The organism is Ferrovibrio sp. (genome assembly GCF_046297895.1).
Lineage (GTDB): Bacteria > Pseudomonadota > Alphaproteobacteria > Ferrovibrionales > Ferrovibrionaceae > Ferrovibrio.
The window spans coordinates 192,281-211,191 of record NZ_JBKBHC010000002.1 but is presented as its reverse complement, the minus strand read 5'-3'; the positions used below and the strand labels follow the sequence as shown (position 1 = coordinate 211,191).

The 18,911-nt window shown below is 66.5% G+C and carries 20 protein-coding genes; 16 read left to right on the top strand and 4 right to left on the bottom strand.

The genetic code is table 11. The features are described from left to right. Positions 1 to 7: 7 nt before the first annotated feature. The 7 genes from ACK4FK_RS03560 (at position 8) to ACK4FK_RS03530 (ending at position 4,010) form a co-directional block, all read left to right on the top strand. A complete protein-coding gene (locus ACK4FK_RS03560; RefSeq protein WP_409741193.1) occupies positions 8 to 646 on the top strand; it encodes a PAS domain-containing protein in 639 nt (212 codons plus the stop codon). A gap of 70 nt (positions 647 to 716) precedes the next feature. After that, on the top strand, positions 717 to 1,313 hold the full coding sequence (locus ACK4FK_RS03555; RefSeq protein WP_409741191.1) for a PAS domain-containing protein: 597 nt from the start codon (positions 717 to 719) through the stop codon (positions 1,311 to 1,313). Positions 1,314 to 1,569: 256 nt separating this feature from the next. Continuing rightward, positions 1,570 to 1,971, top strand: a complete 402-nt coding sequence (locus ACK4FK_RS03550; RefSeq protein WP_409741189.1) for an AtpZ/AtpI family protein — start codon at positions 1,570 to 1,572, stop codon at positions 1,969 to 1,971. A gap of 2 nt (positions 1,972 to 1,973) precedes the next feature. Beyond that, complete coding sequence (locus tag ACK4FK_RS03545; RefSeq protein WP_409741186.1) at positions 1,974 to 2,732, top strand: F0F1 ATP synthase subunit A; 759 nt, start codon at positions 1,974 to 1,976, stop codon at positions 2,730 to 2,732. 54 nt (positions 2,733 to 2,786) lie between these two features. After that, positions 2,787 to 3,011, top strand: coding sequence for a F0F1 ATP synthase subunit C (locus ACK4FK_RS03540; RefSeq protein WP_144068315.1), 225 nt, complete (start codon positions 2,787 to 2,789; stop codon positions 3,009 to 3,011). 5 nt (positions 3,012 to 3,016) lie between these two features. Continuing rightward, positions 3,017 to 3,508 (top strand): F0F1 ATP synthase subunit B', encoded by a 492-nt coding sequence (locus ACK4FK_RS03535; RefSeq protein ID WP_409741183.1) that lies wholly within the window; start codon positions 3,017 to 3,019, stop codon positions 3,506 to 3,508. Between the two features lie 16 nt (positions 3,509 to 3,524). Next, positions 3,525 to 4,010: a F0F1 ATP synthase subunit B gene (locus ACK4FK_RS03530; protein WP_409741181.1), complete on the top strand. Its 486-nt coding sequence runs from the start codon at positions 3,525 to 3,527 to the stop codon at positions 4,008 to 4,010. Positions 4,011 to 4,217: 207 nt separating this feature from the next. Here ACK4FK_RS03530 and ACK4FK_RS03525 read toward each other — a convergent pair whose 3' ends face one another. Together ACK4FK_RS03525 and ACK4FK_RS03520 are read right to left on the bottom strand one after the other, a co-directional pair. Continuing rightward, positions 4,218 to 5,165: a class I SAM-dependent methyltransferase gene (locus tag ACK4FK_RS03525; RefSeq protein WP_409741178.1), complete on the bottom strand. Its 948-nt coding sequence runs from the start codon at positions 5,163 to 5,165 to the stop codon at positions 4,218 to 4,220. A 172-nt stretch (positions 5,166 to 5,337) separates the two neighbouring features. After that, positions 5,338 to 6,090: a DEAD/DEAH box helicase gene (locus tag ACK4FK_RS03520; RefSeq protein ID WP_409741175.1), complete on the bottom strand. Its 753-nt coding sequence runs from the start codon at positions 6,088 to 6,090 to the stop codon at positions 5,338 to 5,340. 672 nt (positions 6,091 to 6,762) lie between these two features. Between ACK4FK_RS03520 and rpmI the strand changes: the two genes are divergently transcribed. The 5 genes from rpmI (at position 6,763) to ACK4FK_RS03495 (ending at position 12,634) form a co-directional block, all read left to right on the top strand. Further along, positions 6,763 to 6,963: a 50S ribosomal protein L35 gene (rpmI, locus tag ACK4FK_RS03515; protein ID WP_409741172.1), complete on the top strand. Its 201-nt coding sequence runs from the start codon at positions 6,763 to 6,765 to the stop codon at positions 6,961 to 6,963. An 18-nt stretch (positions 6,964 to 6,981) separates the two neighbouring features. Continuing rightward, positions 6,982 to 7,350 carry a 50S ribosomal protein L20 gene (gene rplT, locus ACK4FK_RS03510; RefSeq protein WP_409741171.1) on the top strand — a complete coding sequence of 123 codons (369 nt, stop codon included), beginning with the start codon at positions 6,982 to 6,984 and terminating at the stop codon, positions 7,348 to 7,350. Positions 7,351 to 7,464: 114 nt separating this feature from the next. Next, positions 7,465 to 8,547 (top strand): phenylalanine--tRNA ligase subunit alpha, encoded by a 1,083-nt coding sequence (pheS, locus tag ACK4FK_RS03505; protein ID WP_409741168.1) that lies wholly within the window; start codon positions 7,465 to 7,467, stop codon positions 8,545 to 8,547. After that, positions 8,544 to 10,946, top strand: a complete 2,403-nt coding sequence (gene pheT / locus ACK4FK_RS03500) for a phenylalanine--tRNA ligase subunit beta (RefSeq protein WP_409741165.1) — start codon at positions 8,544 to 8,546, stop codon at positions 10,944 to 10,946. Before pheS ends, pheT begins: the two co-directional genes overlap by 4 nt. A gap of 14 nt (positions 10,947 to 10,960) precedes the next feature. Continuing rightward, a complete protein-coding gene (locus ACK4FK_RS03495; protein WP_409741162.1) occupies positions 10,961 to 12,634 on the top strand; it encodes a hypothetical protein in 1,674 nt (557 codons plus the stop codon). Here ACK4FK_RS03495 and galE read toward each other — a convergent pair. After that, entirely contained in the window at positions 12,631 to 13,617 is a 987-nt protein-coding gene (gene galE / locus ACK4FK_RS03490; protein WP_409741159.1) for a UDP-glucose 4-epimerase GalE, read from the bottom strand. The two genes, ACK4FK_RS03495 and galE, sit on opposite strands and share 4 nt — an antisense overlap. A 143-nt stretch (positions 13,618 to 13,760) precedes the next feature. Here galE and ACK4FK_RS03485 point away from each other — a divergent pair, with 143 nt between their 5' ends. Both ACK4FK_RS03485 and ACK4FK_RS03480 read left to right on the top strand, forming a co-directional pair. Then, the gene (locus ACK4FK_RS03485) at positions 13,761 to 14,831 is read left to right on the top strand and encodes a tartrate dehydrogenase (protein ID WP_409741156.1); all 1,071 of its coding nucleotides are present in this window, start codon (positions 13,761 to 13,763) and stop codon (positions 14,829 to 14,831) included. 381 nt (positions 14,832 to 15,212) lie between these two features. After that, positions 15,213 to 16,049: a universal stress protein gene (locus ACK4FK_RS03480; RefSeq protein WP_409741153.1), complete on the top strand. Its 837-nt coding sequence runs from the start codon at positions 15,213 to 15,215 to the stop codon at positions 16,047 to 16,049. A gap of 16 nt (positions 16,050 to 16,065) precedes the next feature. Here the strand turns inward: ACK4FK_RS03480 and ACK4FK_RS03475 are convergent, their stop codons facing one another. After that, the gene (locus ACK4FK_RS03475) at positions 16,066 to 16,284 is read right to left on the bottom strand and encodes a hypothetical protein (protein WP_409741150.1); all 219 of its coding nucleotides are present in this window, start codon (positions 16,282 to 16,284) and stop codon (positions 16,066 to 16,068) included. 312 nt (positions 16,285 to 16,596) lie between these two features. Between ACK4FK_RS03475 and ACK4FK_RS03470 the strand changes: the two genes are divergently transcribed. Together ACK4FK_RS03470 and lepA are read left to right on the top strand one after the other, a co-directional pair. Then, complete coding sequence (locus ACK4FK_RS03470; RefSeq protein WP_409741147.1) at positions 16,597 to 17,073, top strand: PaaI family thioesterase; 477 nt, start codon at positions 16,597 to 16,599, stop codon at positions 17,071 to 17,073. A 25-nt stretch (positions 17,074 to 17,098) separates the two neighbouring features. Then, positions 17,099 to 18,904: a translation elongation factor 4 gene (gene lepA, locus ACK4FK_RS03465; RefSeq protein ID WP_409741144.1), complete on the top strand. Its 1,806-nt coding sequence runs from the start codon at positions 17,099 to 17,101 to the stop codon at positions 18,902 to 18,904. Positions 18,905 to 18,911: the final 7 nt, after the last annotated feature.

The following is an 18,911-nucleotide window of genomic DNA, read 5'->3' as shown; positions in this document are numbered from 1 at the left end:
GAGTATCATGGGTAACGAGTACGATTCCGCCGCCGATGAGGAGATTGTCCGCGGCCAATGGCCCCGGCTGGAGGATGCCAGGCAGCGCCTGCTGCTGCGGCGCTGGGCCGAGTGGCGCTCGCATGGCCCAGGGGGCGACGACCTTGCCCCGCCGCGCAGCGCCGTCGATCCCGCCACGATCATTCCCTGCCTGCCGGAATTGTGGATCTTCCGCCTGAGCGAGGACCGCAGCCATGTCGTCTGCACCCTGGCGGGCGACCGGCTGAACGAGGCCTGGGGCTTTTCCATCATGGGCAAGACGCCGATGGATCTGTGGGGCGCGGAACAGGGCGGCCTTGCCAACGAGCGGCTGAGGCGGGTCGCCCTGCTGCCGGCCATCCTGCACGGCACGTCCAGCCTGACGCCGACCGGCGACATCCCGGGCACGCGGGTGGCGCGGCGGCTGATGCTGCCGCTGCGCGACGAGGCCGGGGCCCCCTATGGCGTGATCGGCCTGACCCTGCTGGGCTATGATCGGCGGCGTGACCAGCCCCAGACCGCTCCGATGCTGGTGCGGGCCTGGCGTTATCCCTGCACCGACCTGCCGCCGGATCTGCCGCCGGATCTTTCGCTGGGCGAAGGTGGCCAGGAGTCGCCCGCCGGCTAAACCGGAGGTGCAGTGTTTTTCCTCCGCCTCGACGATAGCGCGCAGCCCGCCGAGTTAGCATGATGGCGGAATGAAGCCGCATTCGGATTCCCCGACGACGGTCACGCATCAGGAGGGCATGGTGGCCGAGTCCGGCGCCTGGCCGGTTTTCGGCGATCGCCGATTCGCGCTGCTACTGCGGCACTGGGCCGAAGGACGCCGCGGGCTCGCCACGCCGCGCGAGGCCATCGACCCGGCGGCCATCAGGGCCTGCCTGCCCCATGTCTACATGTTCCGCTTCAACCCCGAGACCGGCGCCTTCACCTGCACCCTGGCCGGCGAGAAGGTCAGCGAGGCCTGGGGCCACCCGATGATCGGCCGCCAGCCGCAGGATTTCATGCCCGCCGCCAGCGCCGCCACCGCGCTGGCGATCTATCGCCGCATCGTCACCGAACCGGCGGTGCATGTCGGCCACCGGCCGATCGCCCCGCGCGACCGGACGGAAAAGGCCGCCGACCGCCTGGTGGTGCCGCTGACCTGGCCCGATGGCCGGCCCTGGGGCATGCTCGGCCTGTCGATCTATCATTACAACCCGCTGACCCAGGCAACGGCCCCGCCCCATATCGGGCCTGAGGTCACCTACTATCCCTGCGCGGGGCTGCCCGCCGGGCTGCCGCCGGAACCCTGACGGACCCGCGCTGCGACCGAATGTCGCAGGCGGCCCGCACCCCGCCCGCCAGGCCGCCGGCTGCAGATTCCTGAATCGCCGCTGCCGGGAATAGCCCATGAAAAACCATTGTTTGCAAAGGGCTTGATTTGGCAGATGCAATAGATTCGCAAATAATGCCGGGTCCGCGGGCGGCTTGACGCTGGCTGACCCGGTTTCTATGGTGCCGGCGCTTTCCGGGGGGCCGGAGTCCTGATTCAGGCCGGAGCAGATGCCCATGGCTGACGATACCCCAGCATCCCGACCGGACAGCAGCGGCCCCTCGCGGCCGCCGGTGGACGACAGCCATGCCGACCTGGCGCGGCTGGATCAAAAACTGGCGGATGTGCAGGGGCGCCGGGGGGCAGACCAGCGGCCTGAGGCGGATCCCCGCCAGATGCAGCAGGTCGGCAAGGCCTGGTCGCTGGCGATCGAGATGGTCGCCGCGGTGGTCGTGTCCCTCTTCATCGGCTGGTGGGTTGACCGCTGGTTCGGTACGGCGCCCTGGGGTCTGCTCGGTTTTATTCTGCTGGGCGTGGCCGCGGCCTTGTGGTCGGCGATCCGCACGGCGCTGGTGATGCAGCGCAGCCAGGAGGCCGCTTCCGGCCCCGGCGGCGCAAGCAAGACGGAAGGGAAATGACCGTGGCTGCAAGTCCGCTCGATCAATTCAAGGTCAAGTGCCTCGCGCTGTGCGGCGAGGGCGGCCAGTTGCAGGCATTCTCCTTCACTAACGCCTCGCTGTTCATGGTGCTGGCCACCGTGGGCGCCACCCTGCTGATGGTTTATGGCATGCGCAGCCGCAGCCTGGTGCCGGGCCGCCTGCAGTCGCTCGCCGAACTGTCCTACGAATTCGTCGCCGGCATGGTGCGCGAGAATGTCGGCCCCAACGGCCGCCAGTATTTCCCGTTCATCTTCTCGCTGTTCATGTTCATCCTGTTCAGCAATATGCTGGGCATGATCCCCTACAGCTTCACGGTCACCAGCCACATCATCGTCACCTTCGCGCTGGCCATCGTGGTGTTCCTGGGCGTGACGCTGATTGCCATCGCCCGCAACGGCATCCACTTCTTCACCCATTTCATGCCGGCCGGCGTGCCGATGTGGCTGGCCCCGGTGATCGTGCCGATCGAGATCATCTCCTATCTCTCGCGCCCGATCTCGCTGTCCCTGCGTCTGTGCGCCAACATGCTGGCGGGCCATACCACGCTCAAGGTGTTTGCCGGCTTCGTCGTCTCCATGATTGGCATGGGCGGCGCGCTGTCGGTTTCGGGCATCCTGCCGCTGATCATGGTCACCGCGCTCACCGCGCTGGAATTCCTGATCGCCTTCCTGCAGGCCTACGTGTTCGCCATCCTGACCTGCCTCTACCTGGCCGAGGCGGTCAACATGGAACACCACTAAGCGTATCCACCAGTTCAACCGACTATCAGTTCAAACCTAGAAAGGATGAGTATCATGGATCTTGCTTCAGCCAAGATGATCGGTGCCGGCATTGCGGCGATCGGCATGGGCGGTGCGGCGATCGGCGTGGGCCTGATCTTCGCGAACTTCCTCAACGGCGCGCTGCGCAACCCGGGCGCCGCCCCGAAGCTGTTCGGCAACCTGATGCTGGGCTTCGCGGTGACCGAAGCGCTCGGCATCTTCGCGCTGCTGATCGCGCTGCTGATCCTGTTCGTCTGAGCTAAATGCCTCAGCTCGATACAGCCACCTTCCTGCCGCAGCTCGTCTGGCTGCTGATCACCTTCGCCGTCCTCTATGTGCTGATGGCGAAGGTGGCTCTGCCGCGCGTGGCTGAGGTCGTGGACGGGCGCAAGAAGCGCCTCGAACACGACCTGGAAGAGGCGGCACGGCTGAAGCGCGAGACTGAGAAGGCCATCGCCGAATACGAACAGGCCCTGGCCCAGGCTCGCGCCAAGGCGCAAGGCATCGCCGGCGACACCCGCGCCCGGATGTCGGCCGACGCGACCGCGTTGCGTGCAAAGGTCGATGCCGAGATCGCCGAGCAGACCAAGGCGGCGGAAGCCCGCATCCAGGCGGCCAAGCAGCAGGCGCTCAGCCAGCTGACCTCGGTCGCCGCCGAAGCGGCCTCCGATGTCGTGGCCCGCATCAGCGGCACGGCACCCTCGGCCGATGCGGTGAAAGCCGCGGTCGGCCAGGCCCTGGCCAAGCAGAACTGACGGATCGGAGAACCCCATGTTCCAGGATTCGACATTCTGGGTGCTGGTCGCCTTCATCCTCTTCTTTGCCCTGATCTTCTATCTGAAGGTGCCGGGCAAGGTGATGGCCCAGCTCGACGAGCGCGCCGCCAAGATCAAGCGCGATCTTGAGGAAGCCGAGAAGCTGCACCAGGAGGCGCAGCAGCTCTTCGCCGAGTACCAGCGCAAGCAGCGCAATGCGATGAAGGAAGCCGAGGAGATCGTCGCGGCCGCCGAGGCCGAGGCGAAGGCATTGGTCCGCGAGGCCGAAGCCGATCTCAAGGCCAGCCTGGAGCGTCGCCGCAAACAGGCCGAGGACAAGATCGCCCAGGCCGAACAGCAGGCCGTGCAGGAAGTCCGCGCCGCCGCGGTCGAGGTGGCGATTGCCGCCGCCGCTCAGGTGCTCGGCCAGTCGCTGCAGGGTGCTGCCGCGGCAAGCCAGATCGACCGCGCCATCGGCGAGGTCAAGGCCAAGCTGCACTGATCCGCGTTTCGCGATAATGCATACGAAAAGGGCCGCAGCGATGCGGCCCTTTTTCGTTGTGTGGATATTGAAGAACGTCATGCCCGGCCCCGGCGGCTTCGCCGCCATGCATATGCTCTCGCGCAAAGCGCGAAGGCCGGGCATCCACGTCTTACTGGAAAAACTCGTGGATGCTCGGGCCAAGCCCGAGCATGACGATGATTGCGTTCAGTCCATCACGCGGCAATAGACGCGATAGAGCCGGATCACGTTGGCGTCGATGGCGCTGAGCCGAATGGCCCAGTGTTCGCCTTCCGAGATCGCCCATTCGCGCTCGTTGTCGTCCACGGCCCTGCCTCTCAGTTTCACTTCCTCGGCATAGTCGCCGAAGGCCCTCAGCACGGCGGCTTTCAGCTCGTGGCTGACATCCTCGATGTAGCAGATGATGAAATTCAGGCTTTCCAGCTCGGCCTGCAGGCCCTCGGGCGTCAGCAGGTGAGGCTTCACCGGCTCGCGCTCCCACCACACCTCGTAGACGCGGCTCTCGGTCGATCCGGTCAGCAGGAAGTCGGTGAACATGAGCTGGCCGCCGGGTTTCATGGCGGCGCGGATCTTGGCCAGCAGCAGACGCTTGTCCTGCACCGGCATCAGGCCGTCCTTCGACAGCACCACATCCACGCTCTTGCGCTTGAACTGGATCTCGTCCAGCGGCGTGGTCTTGATGTTGATGCGCTGCTTCACGCCCTGATGCTTGGCCAGGTCGATGGCGGCATTGGCCAGGTCGGGATCGGGTTCGTAGGCGTCGATCCACAGATTCTCGCGCGCCATCATGCGGCTCATGCCGCCCATGCCGCAGCCCAGTTCGGCGATCGAGAGATTCGGGTTGAGGCCGAGCGGCGAGATCAGCGGCTTCATCAGCTCTTCGCCGCCGGGCTGGTTGAAGCCCTCGCCGAACAGCTTCTGCACGATCTGGCGCCGGCGCGGCGTCCAGCTGTCCACCGTGGGCACTTCGCGCGGCAATTCCGGTTCCGGCGCCGGTTCGTCGGCCGTCGGCAGCGGTGTCACATCCGGCCCGTGCTGGATGACATAGTCGTCGCCATGCCACCAGGCGCGCAGCTTGTCGCGCCAGTTCAGGTCAGAGGACTGCTCGGTATTCTCCTTTGCCACCACAGCCATATCCGCATTCAGCCGATTCAGGCATATCTATCAGCGGCGTGGTTGATTTTCCGTTTCTGGCAAATCTGGCCGCGCCGGCAAGACCGACTCTGGCGCAGCTACCCACCATAGGCAAGCGCCCGCGGAATCGCGGGCGCCTTGAAAACCGTATAGATTTGATAACCTTAGGTGGTCAGCGCCGGCCGACAATACGCTCCGGCAGCAGGTCGCGCACCCGGCGGCGGGCTTCCGTGTCGCGGATGCGGGCCGACTGGGCGGTGGTGATCAGGCGCGGCGCCGGCGGATTGGCCAGCACGGTGACCGGATCGGTCAGCAGGTTGTCGGCCAGCTGCTTGATCTCGGCCGGCAGCGTGGTTGCGAACACGATGGTCTGGCGCTCGGTCGGCGCGGCCTCGAAAATGGCGCGCAGCTCGTTGGTCACGCCCAGTTCCAGCATGCGGTCGGTCTCGTCCAGCACCATGATCTCGAGCTTGTTCAGCTCAAGCTGGCCGGCATTGATCAGCTCCACCACGCGGCCCGGCGTGCCGATCAGGATGTCGATGCCGCGCGACAGCGCCTGGGCCTGCGCCGCCTTGCCGGGGCCTTCATACACGGTGGCCTGGCTCAGGCGCACGAAGCGGCCATAGGCGCGGAAGCTTTCCTGGATATGCTGCACGCGCTCACGCGAGGTGGTGAGGATCAGCGCGCGCGCCTTGCGGGCACCGGCGGGATGCCGGTCGATGGAGAGATGCTGCAGGATCGGCAGCGTGAAGGCGACGGTCTTGCCGGCGCCGGCCTCGGCCTGACCCAGCAGGTCGCGGCCCTGCAGCAGATGGGGAATGGCCTTGGCCTGGATCGGCGTGGGCGCCACGTGCTTCTCAGCGGTAAGTGCGCGCTGAATGGGTTCAACGAGATCGAGCTGCGAGAATTGATTGGCGTTCAACATCGGTCTGCAATCTATGTCACACGGCAGGTCTGCCAGGGGCAGGACTGCCGGGGGGGCTACAACGGGCGACAACCCCGCCCTGTCCGGCAGCGCCGGATCTGCGCGGCGGCGAACGGGAAGGCTTGTCACGGAAGCCAGGAACGTTGGGTACAGCGGCGTCCTGCGGGGTACCGCGAACCCGCGTGATACTAGCGGCCGTTCCTCGTTTTGCAAGCGCGAAACCTCATCCTGCGACAATCACGTACTACGTGTGGATTTTGCCGCTTTTCCGGGCCTGACTTCCAGATGTCACATGGTGAAATCTACAAATCCTTTCAAGAGGATGAATCAAATATTTGGCGCCGGTCGAAGGTTTCGCCAGAGGCGGGTGCCCGGCGCCGTTCCAGCCCGTCCGCCGGGTAGCAAAGAGACCAAAACGGGGTCGACTCGGGCGCATTGTTAACTATTTCCGGCCGCTTGCGCCGTGTCCGGAGGGCAACCCGAGCCCCCCGGCCGGGCGGGCGGGGGGCGGGGGGCGGCAAAACCGGGCGAATCCCGGCCGATCCGGCGGGTCAAGCCGCTTGCCAAGTGCCGGTCCGGCCGCTACAACCGCGCCCTCGTATCGGGCGTTCCGGCTCAAAAGGGCTGCCGTGTCCGCCCAGAAGATCACTCCATACCTTCGGAGGTTATGAAATGCCCAAGATGAAGACCAAGAGTTCCGCCAAGAAGCGCTTCAAGCTTACGGCGAGCGGCAAGGTGAAGCGTGCCCAGGCCGGCAAGCGTCACGGCATGATCAAGCGCACCAACAAGCAGATCCGGAATCACCGCGGCACCGCCGTGGTGTTCGAGGGCGATGCGCGCAAGATCATCAAGAACTATCTGCCGAACGACTGAGCCTGAGGAGATACTGACATGGCACGTGTCAAGCGGGGCGTTACCGCCCATGCCCGCCACAAGAAGGTCCTGAAGCTCGCCAAGGGCTATCGTGGCCGCAATTCCACCGTCTTCCGCGTCGCGATCGAGAAGGTCGAGAAGGGACTGCAGTATGCGTTCCGCGACCGTCGCGCCAAGAAGCGCAACTTCCGCTCGCTGTGGATCCAGCGCATCAACGCTGCCGCCCGCGAGCAGGGTCTGACCTACGGCCGATTTATCAACGGCCTCGCGCTCGCCGGCATCGAGATTGACCGCAAGGTCCTCGCCGATCTCGCCGTGCACGAGCCCGAGGCGTTCAACGCCCTGGTGGCGCAGGCGAAAGCCGCCCTGCCCGCCAAGGCGGCCTGATCGGCCCGCGTTCGCCCAACTCAATTCAAGCGACCGTTTGCGAAGGGGGCCGTCATTGCGGCCCCCTTTGTTTTTGTCCACGCTGTCGCCGACCCGTGCGTTGAAAGAGGAAGCATGACCGAGATCGCCACGCTGGCAGCCGAAGCCGAAAAGGCCGTGGCTGCGGCTCCGACGCTGGAAGCCCTGGAAGAGGCCCGTCTTGCCGTGCTCGGCAAGAAGGGCTGGCTCAGTGCCGCGCTGAAGGACCTGGGCGGCCTGTCGCCCGACGAGCGCAAGACGCGCGCCCAGATGCTCAACGAGGTGAAGGATCGCCTCGGCGGCGCCATCGAGGCGCGCAAGGGCGTGCTGGCCGATGCCGCGATCAACGCGCGGCTGGCGGCCGAGAAGCTCGACATGACCCTGCCGCTCAACGACAGCCACGAAGGCCAGGGCCGCATCCATCCGGTCAGCCAGGTGATCGACGAGATCACCGAGATCTTCGCCGCCATGGGCTTCTCGATCGCCGAAGGCCCGGATATCGAAGACGACTTCCACAATTTCACCGCGCTGAACATCCCGGCCGAGCATCCCGCCCGACAGATGCAGGACACCTTCTATCTGCCGAAACGCGAAGACGGCGAGCAGATGGTTCTGCGCACGCATACCTCGCCGGTGCAGATCCGCACCATGCGGTCGGGCCCGCCGCCCTACCGCATCGTCGTGCCGGGCCGCACCTACCGCTCCGACTACGACATGACGCACACGCCCATGTTCCATCAGATCGAGGGCCTGGTGATCGACCGCAATATCCATATGGGCCACCTCAAGGGCGTGCTGGTCGAATTCTGTAAGGCCTTCTTCGAAACCGACAATGTGAAGATGCGTTTCCGCCCCAGCTATTTCCCCTTCACCGAACCCTCGGCGGAAGTCGACATCAACTGCTCGCGCGAGGGTGGCGTGCTGCGCGTGGGCGAGGGCGACGACTGGCTGGAAATCCTCGGCTCGGGCATGGTGCACCCGCGCGTGCTGCAGCATTGCGGCCTCGATCCGGCCGAGTGGCAGGGCTTTGCCTGGGGCATGGGCATCGACCGCATCGCCATGCTGAAATACGGCATCCCCGACCTGCGCGCCTTCTTCGACGCCGACCTGCGCTGGCTCAAGCATTACGGTTTTGTGCCGCTGGACGTGCCTACGCTGGGCCAGGGGGTGGCACGATGAAATTCACGCTGTCCTGGCTGAAAAGCCATCTCGACACGAATGCCTCGCTGGACGAGATCGCCGCCAAGCTCACCGGCATCGGCCTTGAGGTCGAAGGCATCACCGATCCGGCCGCCGTCTTCGCGCCCTTCGTGGTGGCGGAAGTGAAGAAGGCCGAGCCGCATCCCAATGCCGACAAGCTGCGGGTCTGCGAGGTCTTCACCGGCAAGGAAACCCTGCAGGTCGTCTGCGGCGCGCCGAATGCGCGCGCCGGCATGAAGGGCGTTTTCGCGCCGGTCGGCTCTACCGTGCCGGGCACGCAGTTGCTACTCAAGGCGGCCAGCATCCGCGGCGTCGCTTCCAACGGCATGCTCTGCTCCGAACGCGAGATGGGCCTCACCGACGAGCATACCGGCATCATCGACCTGCCGGCCGATGCGCCGGTGGGCGCGCCGTTTGCCAGCGTGATGGGCCTGGACGATCCGATGATCGAGATCAAGCTGACGCCCAACCGCGGCGACTGCCTCGGCGTGCGCGGCATCGCGCGCGACCTGGCCGCCGCCGGGCTGGGTACGCTCAAGCCGCTTGAGATCAAGCCGGTGCCGGGCCAGTTCAAAAGCCCGATCGGCGTGCGCCGCCAGTTCGCCCCGGAAAACGACCGCGCCTGCGCCATCTTCGCCGGCAGGCTGATCCGCGGCGTGAAGAACGGCCCGTCGCCGCGCTGGCTGCAGCAGCGCCTGAAGGCCATCGGGCTCCGTCCGATCTCGGCCCTGGTCGATATCACCAATTTCTTCACCTACGATCTCGGCCGTCCGCTGCACGTCTTCGACGCCGCCAAGGTGAAGGGCGACATCCAGCCGCGCATGGCCAAGGCCGGCGAGAAGCTGCTCGCGCTGGACGGTCGCGAATACGTGCTGGACGAAACCATGTGCGTGATCGCAGACGACAACGGACCGGAAGGCATTGGTGGCATCATGGGCGGCGAGCATTCCGGCTGCTCGGAAGCCACCACGGATGTTTTCCTGGAATGCGCCTGGTTCGATCCGGTGCGCATCGCCAGCACCGGCCGCAAGCTGGGCATTCATTCCGATGCGCGGCACCGTTTCGAGCGCGGCGTCGATCCCGCCATGGTGCGGCCGGGCATCGAGCTGGCCACGCAGATGATCCTCGACCTGTGCGGCGGCGCGCCGTCAGAGGTGGTGGTGGATGGCGCCGAGCCCGACTGGCGCCGCAGCTTCACCCTGCGTCCGTCGCGGCTGCAGGGGCTGGTCGGCTTCGACCTGCCGGTGGCCGAGCAGACGCGCATCCTCACGGCGCTCGGCTTCACAGTCACGCCGGCGGGCGACACTCTGTCCGTCGCGCCGCCGTCCTGGCGGCCGGATATCGACGGCGAGGCCGACCTGGTCGAGGAGATCGCGCGCCTGCACGGCTTCGAGGCGATTCCCGCCGTGCCGCTGCCGGTGGCGCGCGCGGTGCCGCAGCCGGCGGTGAATGCCGGCCAGCGCCGCGCCCGCATCGTCCGCCGCGCCCTGGCGGCGCGCGGGCTGATCGAGGCCGTCACCTACTCCTTCATCAAGCGCGCCGAGGCCGAGGTGTTCGGCGGCGGCCAGCCGGAACTGCTGCTGGTCAATCCGATCTCGGCCGACATGGATGCGATGCGGCCCTCCACGCTGCCCGGCCTGATCGCGGCGGCGAAGCGCAACATGGATCGCGGCATGATGGATGTCGCGCTGTTCGAGCTGGGGCCGCAATATGCCTCGGCGGCGCAGGATGGCCAGGCTCTGGTCGCCGGCGGCATCCGCCGCGGCCAGACCGGCCCGCGCCACTGGCGCGACAAGCCGCGCAACGTCGATGCCTATGACGCCAAGGCCGATGCCTATGCGGCGCTCGCGGCGGCCGGCGTGGCGGTGGAGTCGCTGATGGCGATGGACGGCGCGCCGGCCTATTACCATCCCGGCCGTTCGGGCACGCTGCGCCTTGGCCCCAAGACGGTGCTGGCCGCCTTCGGCGAGCTGCATCCGCGCACGCTGCAGGCGATGGACATCAAGGGGCCGCTGGTCGGCTTCGAGATCTATCTCGACCGCATCCCGGCCAGCCGCGCCAAGACCAAGGCCAAGCCGGCACTGAAGCTGTCGGAGCTGCAGGCGGTGGAGCGCGATTTCGCCTTCATCGTCGACCGCGACGTGGCGGCCGATACGCTGCTGAAGGCGGTGCGCGGCTCCGAGAAGGCGCTGATCGCGCGCGCCTCCGTGTTTGACGTCTTCGCCGGCGCCGGGATTCCCGAAGGCAAGAAGTCGCTGGCCGTCACCGTGCGGCTGGAGCCGACCCAGCAGACGCTCACCGATGCCGAGATCGAGGCGGTGGCGAAGAAGATCGTCGCTGCCGCCGAGAAGGCCTGCGGCGCGACTCTGCGGGCCTAGGCGCCGGGCGCGGCATGCTGACCCTCGGCGTTCATTCCGGCTGGACTGACGCCGGGGCGGCGGTCTTCGACGATTACGCCCTGCTGGCCGCCGTGCCGCTGGCCCGCCTCACCGGCATGCCGCGCGACGGCGGCCGCCTGCCCGTCGAGGCCATCGCCGAGTGTCTCGACATTGCCGGCATACGCTCCGACGAGATCGGCGCGCTCTGCCTCTCGGCCGGCGTGTTTCCCGGCCGCTATTTCGGCCATCTCTCGCTGCCCCGCCGGCTTGGCCGCGGCCTGCGCCAGCTTTTCGGCCGCGATGCGCCGATCAGCCTGGGCGACGAACTGCGCCGCCACGGCCAGGCAACGTCCGCCCTGCTCAACCTGCCTGTGCTGCTCGACGACCTCGGCCTCAACCGCAACATCCCCGTGCATGTCTATCGCGATCACGCCGCCCAGGCCTTGCTGGCGCTGGCCGAGGCCGAATGGGACAGCGGCCTGATTTTTGTGGCCGACGAGGCGGGCTGCAGCGCGCAGGTGCTGAAATACGGCCGCCTGGCTGCGCTGTTCGACGACGAGACGGAACTGCCGGCCGACGCATTCACGCCCGGCCGCCTGCTGGCCCTGTGCGTCGATGTGCTCGGCCTGCCCGATGCCGCCGCGCTGTTTGCGCTGGCCGCCCATGGCGAGCCGATGCTGGGCCAGGCCTTCCTGGCGCATCTGCGCGTGGACGGGGCCGGCCGCATCCAGGCCGATTTCGCCGCCGAGGGCGGCGCGCAGCGCTGGCTGCGCCGCCTGGCGCAGGATCAGCCGCCGGCCCTGGTGGCCGCGTCTCTGCATTTCGCGCTGCTCAGCCTGTTCTCGCAGGCCATCGCCGGCCTGATGCAGCGGCACGACCTGCGCCATCTGGCGCTCGGCGGCAGCCTGTTCGCCGATCCACGCCTGGTGCACATGATCGGTCAGGCCACGCAGCCGGCCGGGCTGTCGCTGTATCCGCTCGCCTCAGGTGCCGCGCTGCCGCTCGGCGGCGTGCTCGACATGCTGCTGCAGCGCGACGGCCCGGCGGCCTGGCTGCACCGGCGCGCGCCGCTGGCGCAGGCGGCCTGGGGCCGCGACTACACCGTGGATATCGACCCGGTGCTGGGCAATGCCGGCTGTCGCCTGGTGAGCCACGATCCGGCCAGCGCCGCCGCCGCCCTGCTGAATGCCGGCAAGCTGGTCGCCTGCTATGCCGGCCGCGCCTGCGGTGCCGAGGGCGGCGCGGCCAGGGTCGTGCTGTTTGCCGGCGACAATCCCGGCGCCGCGGCGCTGGCCAACCAGCGGCTGGAGCGGCCGGGCTGGCTGCCGCCGGCGGTTTATGTCGCCCGCGTCGGACTCGGCCTGCTCTGTCCGGGCCTCGATCTCGCCCAGGCGCAGGGCGGCATCGCCGCATTGCCGGCGCCGCGCTGGCAACAGAACCTGCACGCGGCCCTGCTGCCCGATGGGCTGGTGGTGCCGGTGGCGGTCGATCCGCAAAGCCATCCCCTGCTGGCCGACCTGCTGTCGGCCTATGCCGGCCTCAGCGCCCTGCCGGCTTTGCTTGGCCTGCCGCTGCAGGCCGGCTTCGCGCCGCCTGCCGATGCGCCGGCCGAGGCGCTGCAGATCCTGCAGGATGGCCGCGTCGACTACATCGTCACCGACAGCGCGGTGTGGGAGCGTGGCGCCTAGGCCGGCATCGCGGCCCGCGTCATCCAGCGCCAGGCATCCCCGATCTGGATTTCCAGCGCCGCCCGCTGCGGCTGCCAGCCCAGCACCTGCATGGCCTGGCTTGCATCGGCCACCAGCATGGCCGGATCGCCCGCGCGCCGGCCGCTTTCCACGACCGGAATCGCGCGACCGGTCACCCGGCGTGCCGTCTCGATCACCTGGCGCACCGACCAGCCCCGGCCGGTGCCGAGATTGAGCCGCAGGGACGGGCCGCCGGCCAGCAGATGCTGCAACGCCAGCACATGCGCCTCGGCCAGGTCGCTGACATGCACATAATCGCGGATGCAGGTGCCGTCCGGCGTATCGTAGTCGCGTCCATACACGGCGATCTGCGCCCGCCGGCCCAGCGCGGTCTGCAGCACCAGCGGAATCAGATGCGTTTCCGGCTCATGCTCTTCGCCCAGCTCGCCATCGGGATCGGCGCCGGCCGCGTTGAAATAGCGCAGGGCGGCAAAGCGCAGGCCAAGGCGCGCGGCGAAATCGGCCATCAGATTCTCGGCGGCCAGCTTGGTCTCGCCATAGGGATTAATCGGCTGCAGCGGATGGTCTTCCGCAATCGGCGTCGTCCGCGGCGTGCCGTAGACCGCCGCCGTGCTCGACAGCACGCAGGATGTGATGCCGGCCTGGTGCAGGGCCTCCAGCAGGCAGCGCGTGCCTGCCACGTTCACGTCGTGGAAGCCGGCCGGATCGCGCACCGACTCGCCGACCTCGATGCGCGCGGCGAAATGCAGGGCGGCGACGGGGCGGTGGCGGCCCAGCGCCTCGCGCAGGCGCGCCGCGTCGCGGATGTCGCCGCGCTCCAGCGGACCCCAGCGCACGGCATGCGCGTGGCCGCCCGACAGGTCGTCATAGGCCACCGGCACGAAGCCGGCCGCATGCAGCGCCTTGCAGGCATGGCTGCCGACAAAGCCCGCGCCGCCTGTGACGAGTACGGAATGCATCATGAAAACCCCCGCGCACAGAATAGGCAGCGGCGCCGGCGACGCAATGCGCAGGGCTGTAACATGATGCATGGATATGGCCGTATCCTGTGGACTGCCTTATAGTCCGGCCTTCATCCACAACGAGAAACGGCCGGCAGGAACGCATGAGCAGGAAACACAGGATCGCAACCATCCCCGGCGACGGCATCGGCAAGGAAGTGGTGCCCGAGGGCCTGCGTGTGCTGGATGCCGCCGCGCGCCGCTTCGGCATCGACTTCGCCTTCGACCATTTCGACTGGAGTTGCGACTATTACCTGAAGCACGGCAAGATGATGCCGGACGACTGGAAGCAGAAGATCGGCGGGCATGACGCCATCTTCTTCGGCGCGGTGGGCTGGCCCGAGAAGGTGCCCGACCACATCTCGCTCTGGGGTTCGCTGATCCAGTGGCGCCGCGAATTCGACCAGTATGTCAACCTGCGCCCGGTGCGCCTGATGCCGGGCATTCCCTCGCCGCTGGCCAACCGCAAGGTGGGCGATATCGATTTCTATGTGGTGCGCGAGAATACCGAGGGTGAATATTCCTCCATCGGCGGCCGCATGTTTGGCGGCACCGAGCGCGAATTCGTCATCCAGGAAACCATCCTCACCCGCACCGGCACGGATCGCATCCTGAAATTCGCCTTCGATCTGGCGCAGAGCCGGCCGAAAAAACACCTCACCTCGGCCACCAAGTCGAACGGCATTTCGATCACCATGCCTTACTGGGACGAACGCGTGGCCGAGATGGCAAAAGCCTATCCCGGCCTGCGCGTCGACAAGTTCCACATCGACATTCTCACCGCCCATTTCGTGCAGCATCCGGACTGGTTCGACGTGGTGGTGGGCTCGAACCTGTTCGGCGACATCCTGTCTGATCTCGGGCCGGCCTGCACCGGCACCATCGGCATCGCGCCCTCGGCCAATCTCAATCCCGAACGCAACTTCCCCTCGCTGTTCGAGCCCGTGCATGGCTCGGCGCCGGATATCGCCGGCAAGGGCATCGCCAATCCGGTGGGCCAGATCTGGTGCGGCGCCATGATGCTCGAGCATCTGGGCCACAAGGACGCATCCGATGCGGTGATGAAGGCCATCGAAGAGGTGCTCACCGCCGGGCCGCGCACGCCCGATATGGGCGGCCAGGCGAATACGCAGGACGTGGGCAAGGCGATTGCCGAGGTTGTGGCGAAGGGATGAGTTTCTTTTGACCGTCATGCCCGGGCTTGACCCGGGCATCCACGCCTTCGTTGGTTTCTCACCCCTAAACGTGGATGGCTGGAACGGGCCCGGCCATGACGGCGGTATAATTGCGCGATCAGCCTCAAGCCCGCGCCATCCGTATTCACGAACATTCCGTTTGCAGCGGTACTATGATCCACGCTGTGACGACACGCATGTTCTGAACGGTATTATGGTCCGTTGTCATGGCGTCTTTCATTGCGGAGCAAGTGTCGCGCACACGAAATCGTGTTGTGACACGCGAACCTTTTTGACCTGCGTCAACCTCGTCTGACCCGCCGCGTGTTATCGACACCACGCATCTTTGATGAGAGCGAAAAACGAGACAGGGAGCAGATGATGGCTTTTCAGTTGCTGGTGCCGGTGATCACCTATCAGGCCGGAAACACCGATGCGTTGATCGGAAACGTGGCCGGTATCGCGAAATATCTTGAGGCGGATATCCATGCGCTGGTCCACGTGCCGGATTTTCCGCCCGTGGCGAGTGCGCTCGGCAACATGCTGCTCGACGTGCCGTCGATGGTGCGCGATGTGAAGTCGGATTGCCGCGCGCGCGCAAAGACGCTGGTCGAGGCGATCGGTCATGGGCTGGCGGGTCATCGCCTGCAACTCAGAACCACGGAGGTCATGTGTTTCCCGCCGGAGTTTGGCGATGTTGCCGCCGAACATGCGCGATACCATGACCTGACGGTCGTGGATCTGAACACCAGCGAGTCGGCGCCCGGCGCCGCGGAGTCGATCATCTTCGGTTCGGGCAGGCCGGCGCTGCTGATTTCCGACAGGGTGCGCCGGATCAGTTTCGATCATGTCATGATTGCCTGGGACGGAACCCGCGCCGCCGCCCGCGCGGTCGCAGATGCCGGACTTTTCCTGCAGCGCGCCGCCAAGGTCACGGTCGCCACGGTGACCGAGGAAAAGCTGTTGCCGGAGGGCGAGCCGAATGCCCGCCTGATGGATTATTTTTCCCGCCGGGGTCTCGATGCGCAGGCCGTTACCATTGGCGGTGGCAGAGTGAACCCGGTTGCGCAGCTTCTTCAGGACAAGGCGAAGGAAATCGGCGCCGGCCTGATCGTGATGGGCGGCTTCGGCCATTCCAGGATGCGCGACTTCGTCCTGGGCGGCGCCACGAACGGCATCCTGAAAGACCTGCAGGTTCCGGCCCTGCTGTCGCACTGATCGCGGGCGTGGGGCCTCAGCCCAGGCTCCGCGCCATCCGCCATTCATCGGCGATCCGCGCCCGCCGGCGCAGCAGCGCCTTGTAGCTTTCCGCCTCCTGCGGGTTCAAACGCGGCCGCCGGCCCAGATGGACGGCCAGCGCCCGGCATTCTTGCTCGCAGATGGCAAATTCGCGGCCCAGCTCGTCTGCGATCCGGCTGGCCGGCGCCACGGGAGAAGGCAGGGCAGGGGGCATGGCGGCGTCTCCGAAGTCAGGGTTGCAATGTACCCTTTTTGTTCTAAATGCACAAGAGTGGGCAGCACCGCCGCCGCCATGCCCCTCCGTAAAATCCGATTCATGCCATATCAATGGGTTACCCTATCAAAACCATCGCAAAACGACGCCAAACCGCTGCCCCGCGCCGCCAAATCGGGCCATCCCGCGCCACAGCGCCGGCCGGCGCCGCGGCGCGCCGCGCAATGCACGCCAAACCGCCGGCTTCGCCGGTGCCCGGCGCGCTCCCGCCTGCGTTGCTGCCCGTCATGGCGGATGCTACAACCCCCGCCCATGAACGCACCCCAGATCACCGACCAGCCGGCCGCGGCGCCAGCCGGCATGAAAAAGCTCGACCTGCTGGCCGGCTTCATGGAAACCAACGGCCCGCTCTGGGGCCGGCTGGACGAGGCCGACGGCCTGCCGGTGATGGGCTTCCGCGTCGAGCTGCGCCACTGCAATCCGATGCAGATCTGCCATGGCGGCATGCTGATGACCTTTGCCGACATGCTGCTGGGCTTCACCGTATCGGTGGCGGCCGGCGGCAAGAAGTTCCTGCCCACGGTTCAGCTTGGCGGCGACTATGTCGGGCCGGCGCCGCTGGGTGCCTGGGTCGAGGGCAAGGGCCGGCTGATCCGCATGACGCGCAATCTCGGCTTCGCCGAATGCCTGATCACCGCCGATGGCGCGCCCTGCCTGCGCGCCTCCGGCATCATGAAAATTCCGTCTCAGGAATCCCGCGAGGGCAATGTCCTGAACCTGTTCCGCTGAAACACGCGCTGGAAACGAGTCCGCTGTGGCCACCGACCTGTCCCTGATCCGCAACTTCTCGATCATCGCCCATATCGACCATGGCAAGTCCACGCTGGCCGACCGCCTGATCGAGGCCTGCGGCGCGCTGGAAAAGCGCGAGATGAGCGAGCAGGTCCTCGACAGCATGGACATCGAGAAGGAGCGCGGCATCACCATCAAGGCGCAGACCGTGCGCCTGAACTACACGGCCAAGGACGGCAAGACCTACGTGCTCAACCTCATGGACACGCCCGGCCATGTCGACTTCGCCTACGAGGTCAGTCGTTCGCTCGCCGCCTGCGAGGGCTCGCTGCTGGTGGTCGATGCCAGCCAGGGCGTGGAGGCACAGACGCTGGCCAACGTGTATCAGGCGCTCGACGCCAACCACGAAATCGTGCCGGTGCTGAACAAGATCGACCTGCCGGCGGCCGACCCCGACCGCGTGAAGCAACAGATCGAGGATGTGATCGGCCTGGATGCAAGTGACGCCGTGCCGATCTCGGCCAAGACCGGCATCGGCATCGACCTGGTGCTGGAGGCGCTGGTCAACCGCCTGCCGGCGCCCAAGGGCGACCGCAACGCGCCGCTCAAGGCGCTGCTGGTGGATAGCTGGTATGACGCCTATCTGGGCGTCGTGGTGCTGTTCCGTGTGATCGACGGTACGATCCGCAAGGGCATGAAGATCAAGTTCATGTCGTCGGGCGCCGTGCATCTGGTGGAACGCGTCGGCGTCACCACGCCCAAGAAGGTGATGGTGGACGAACTCGGCCCCGGCGAGATGGGCTTTTTCACCGCTGCCATCAAGGAAGTGGCAGATACCAGCGTCGGCGACACCATCACCGACGAGAAGCGGCCGGCCGCCGAGGCCCTGCCGGGCTTCAAGCCGTCCATCCCCGTGGTGTTCTGCGGCCTGTTCCCGGTCGATGCCAGCGCCTTCCCCGAACTGCGCGAAAGCCTGGCCAAGCTGCGGCTCAACGATGCCAGCTTCCATTTCGAGATGGAAAGCTCGGCCGCGCTCGGTTTCGGCTTCCGCTGCGGCTTTCTCGGCCTGCTGCATCTGGAAATCATCCAGGAGCGGCTGGAGCGCGAGTTCAACCTCGACCTGATCACCACCGCGCCCAGCGTGATCTATCACGTGCATATGACCGACGGCTCGATGCAGGAAGTGCACAATCCGGCCGACATGCCCGATCCGATGCTGATCGACCATATCGACGAGCCCTGGATCAAGGCGTCCATCATGGTGCCCGACGAGCATCTGGGCAGCATCCTGAAACTGTGCGAGGAAAAGCGCGGCCGCCAGATCGAGCTCACCTATGTCGGCAACCGCGCCATGGTGGTCTATCGCCTGCCGCTGAACGAGGTGGTGTTCGATTTCTACGACCGGCTCAAGTCGGTCAGCCGCGGCTATGCCAGCTTCGACTACCAGATGGACGGCTACGAGCCGGGCCAGCTGGTGAAGATGACCATCCTGGTCAATGGCGAGAATGTCGATGCGCTCGCCACCATCGTGCACTCGGCCCGCGCCGAGGCGCGCGGCCGCCAGCTCTGCGAACGGCTCAAGGAGCTGATCCCGCGCCAGATGTTCAAGATCGCCATCCAGGCGGCCATCGGCGGGCGCATCATCGCGCGCGAGGACATCTCGGCCCTGCGCAAGGACGTGCTGGCGAAATGCTACGGCGGCGACATCAGCCGCAAGCGCAAGCTGCTGGAGAAGCAGAAAGAGGGCAAGAAGCGCATGCGCAATGTGGGCAATGTGGAGATCCCGCAGGAAGCCTTCATCGCCGCGCTCAAGATCTCGGACAACTGAGCCTTAA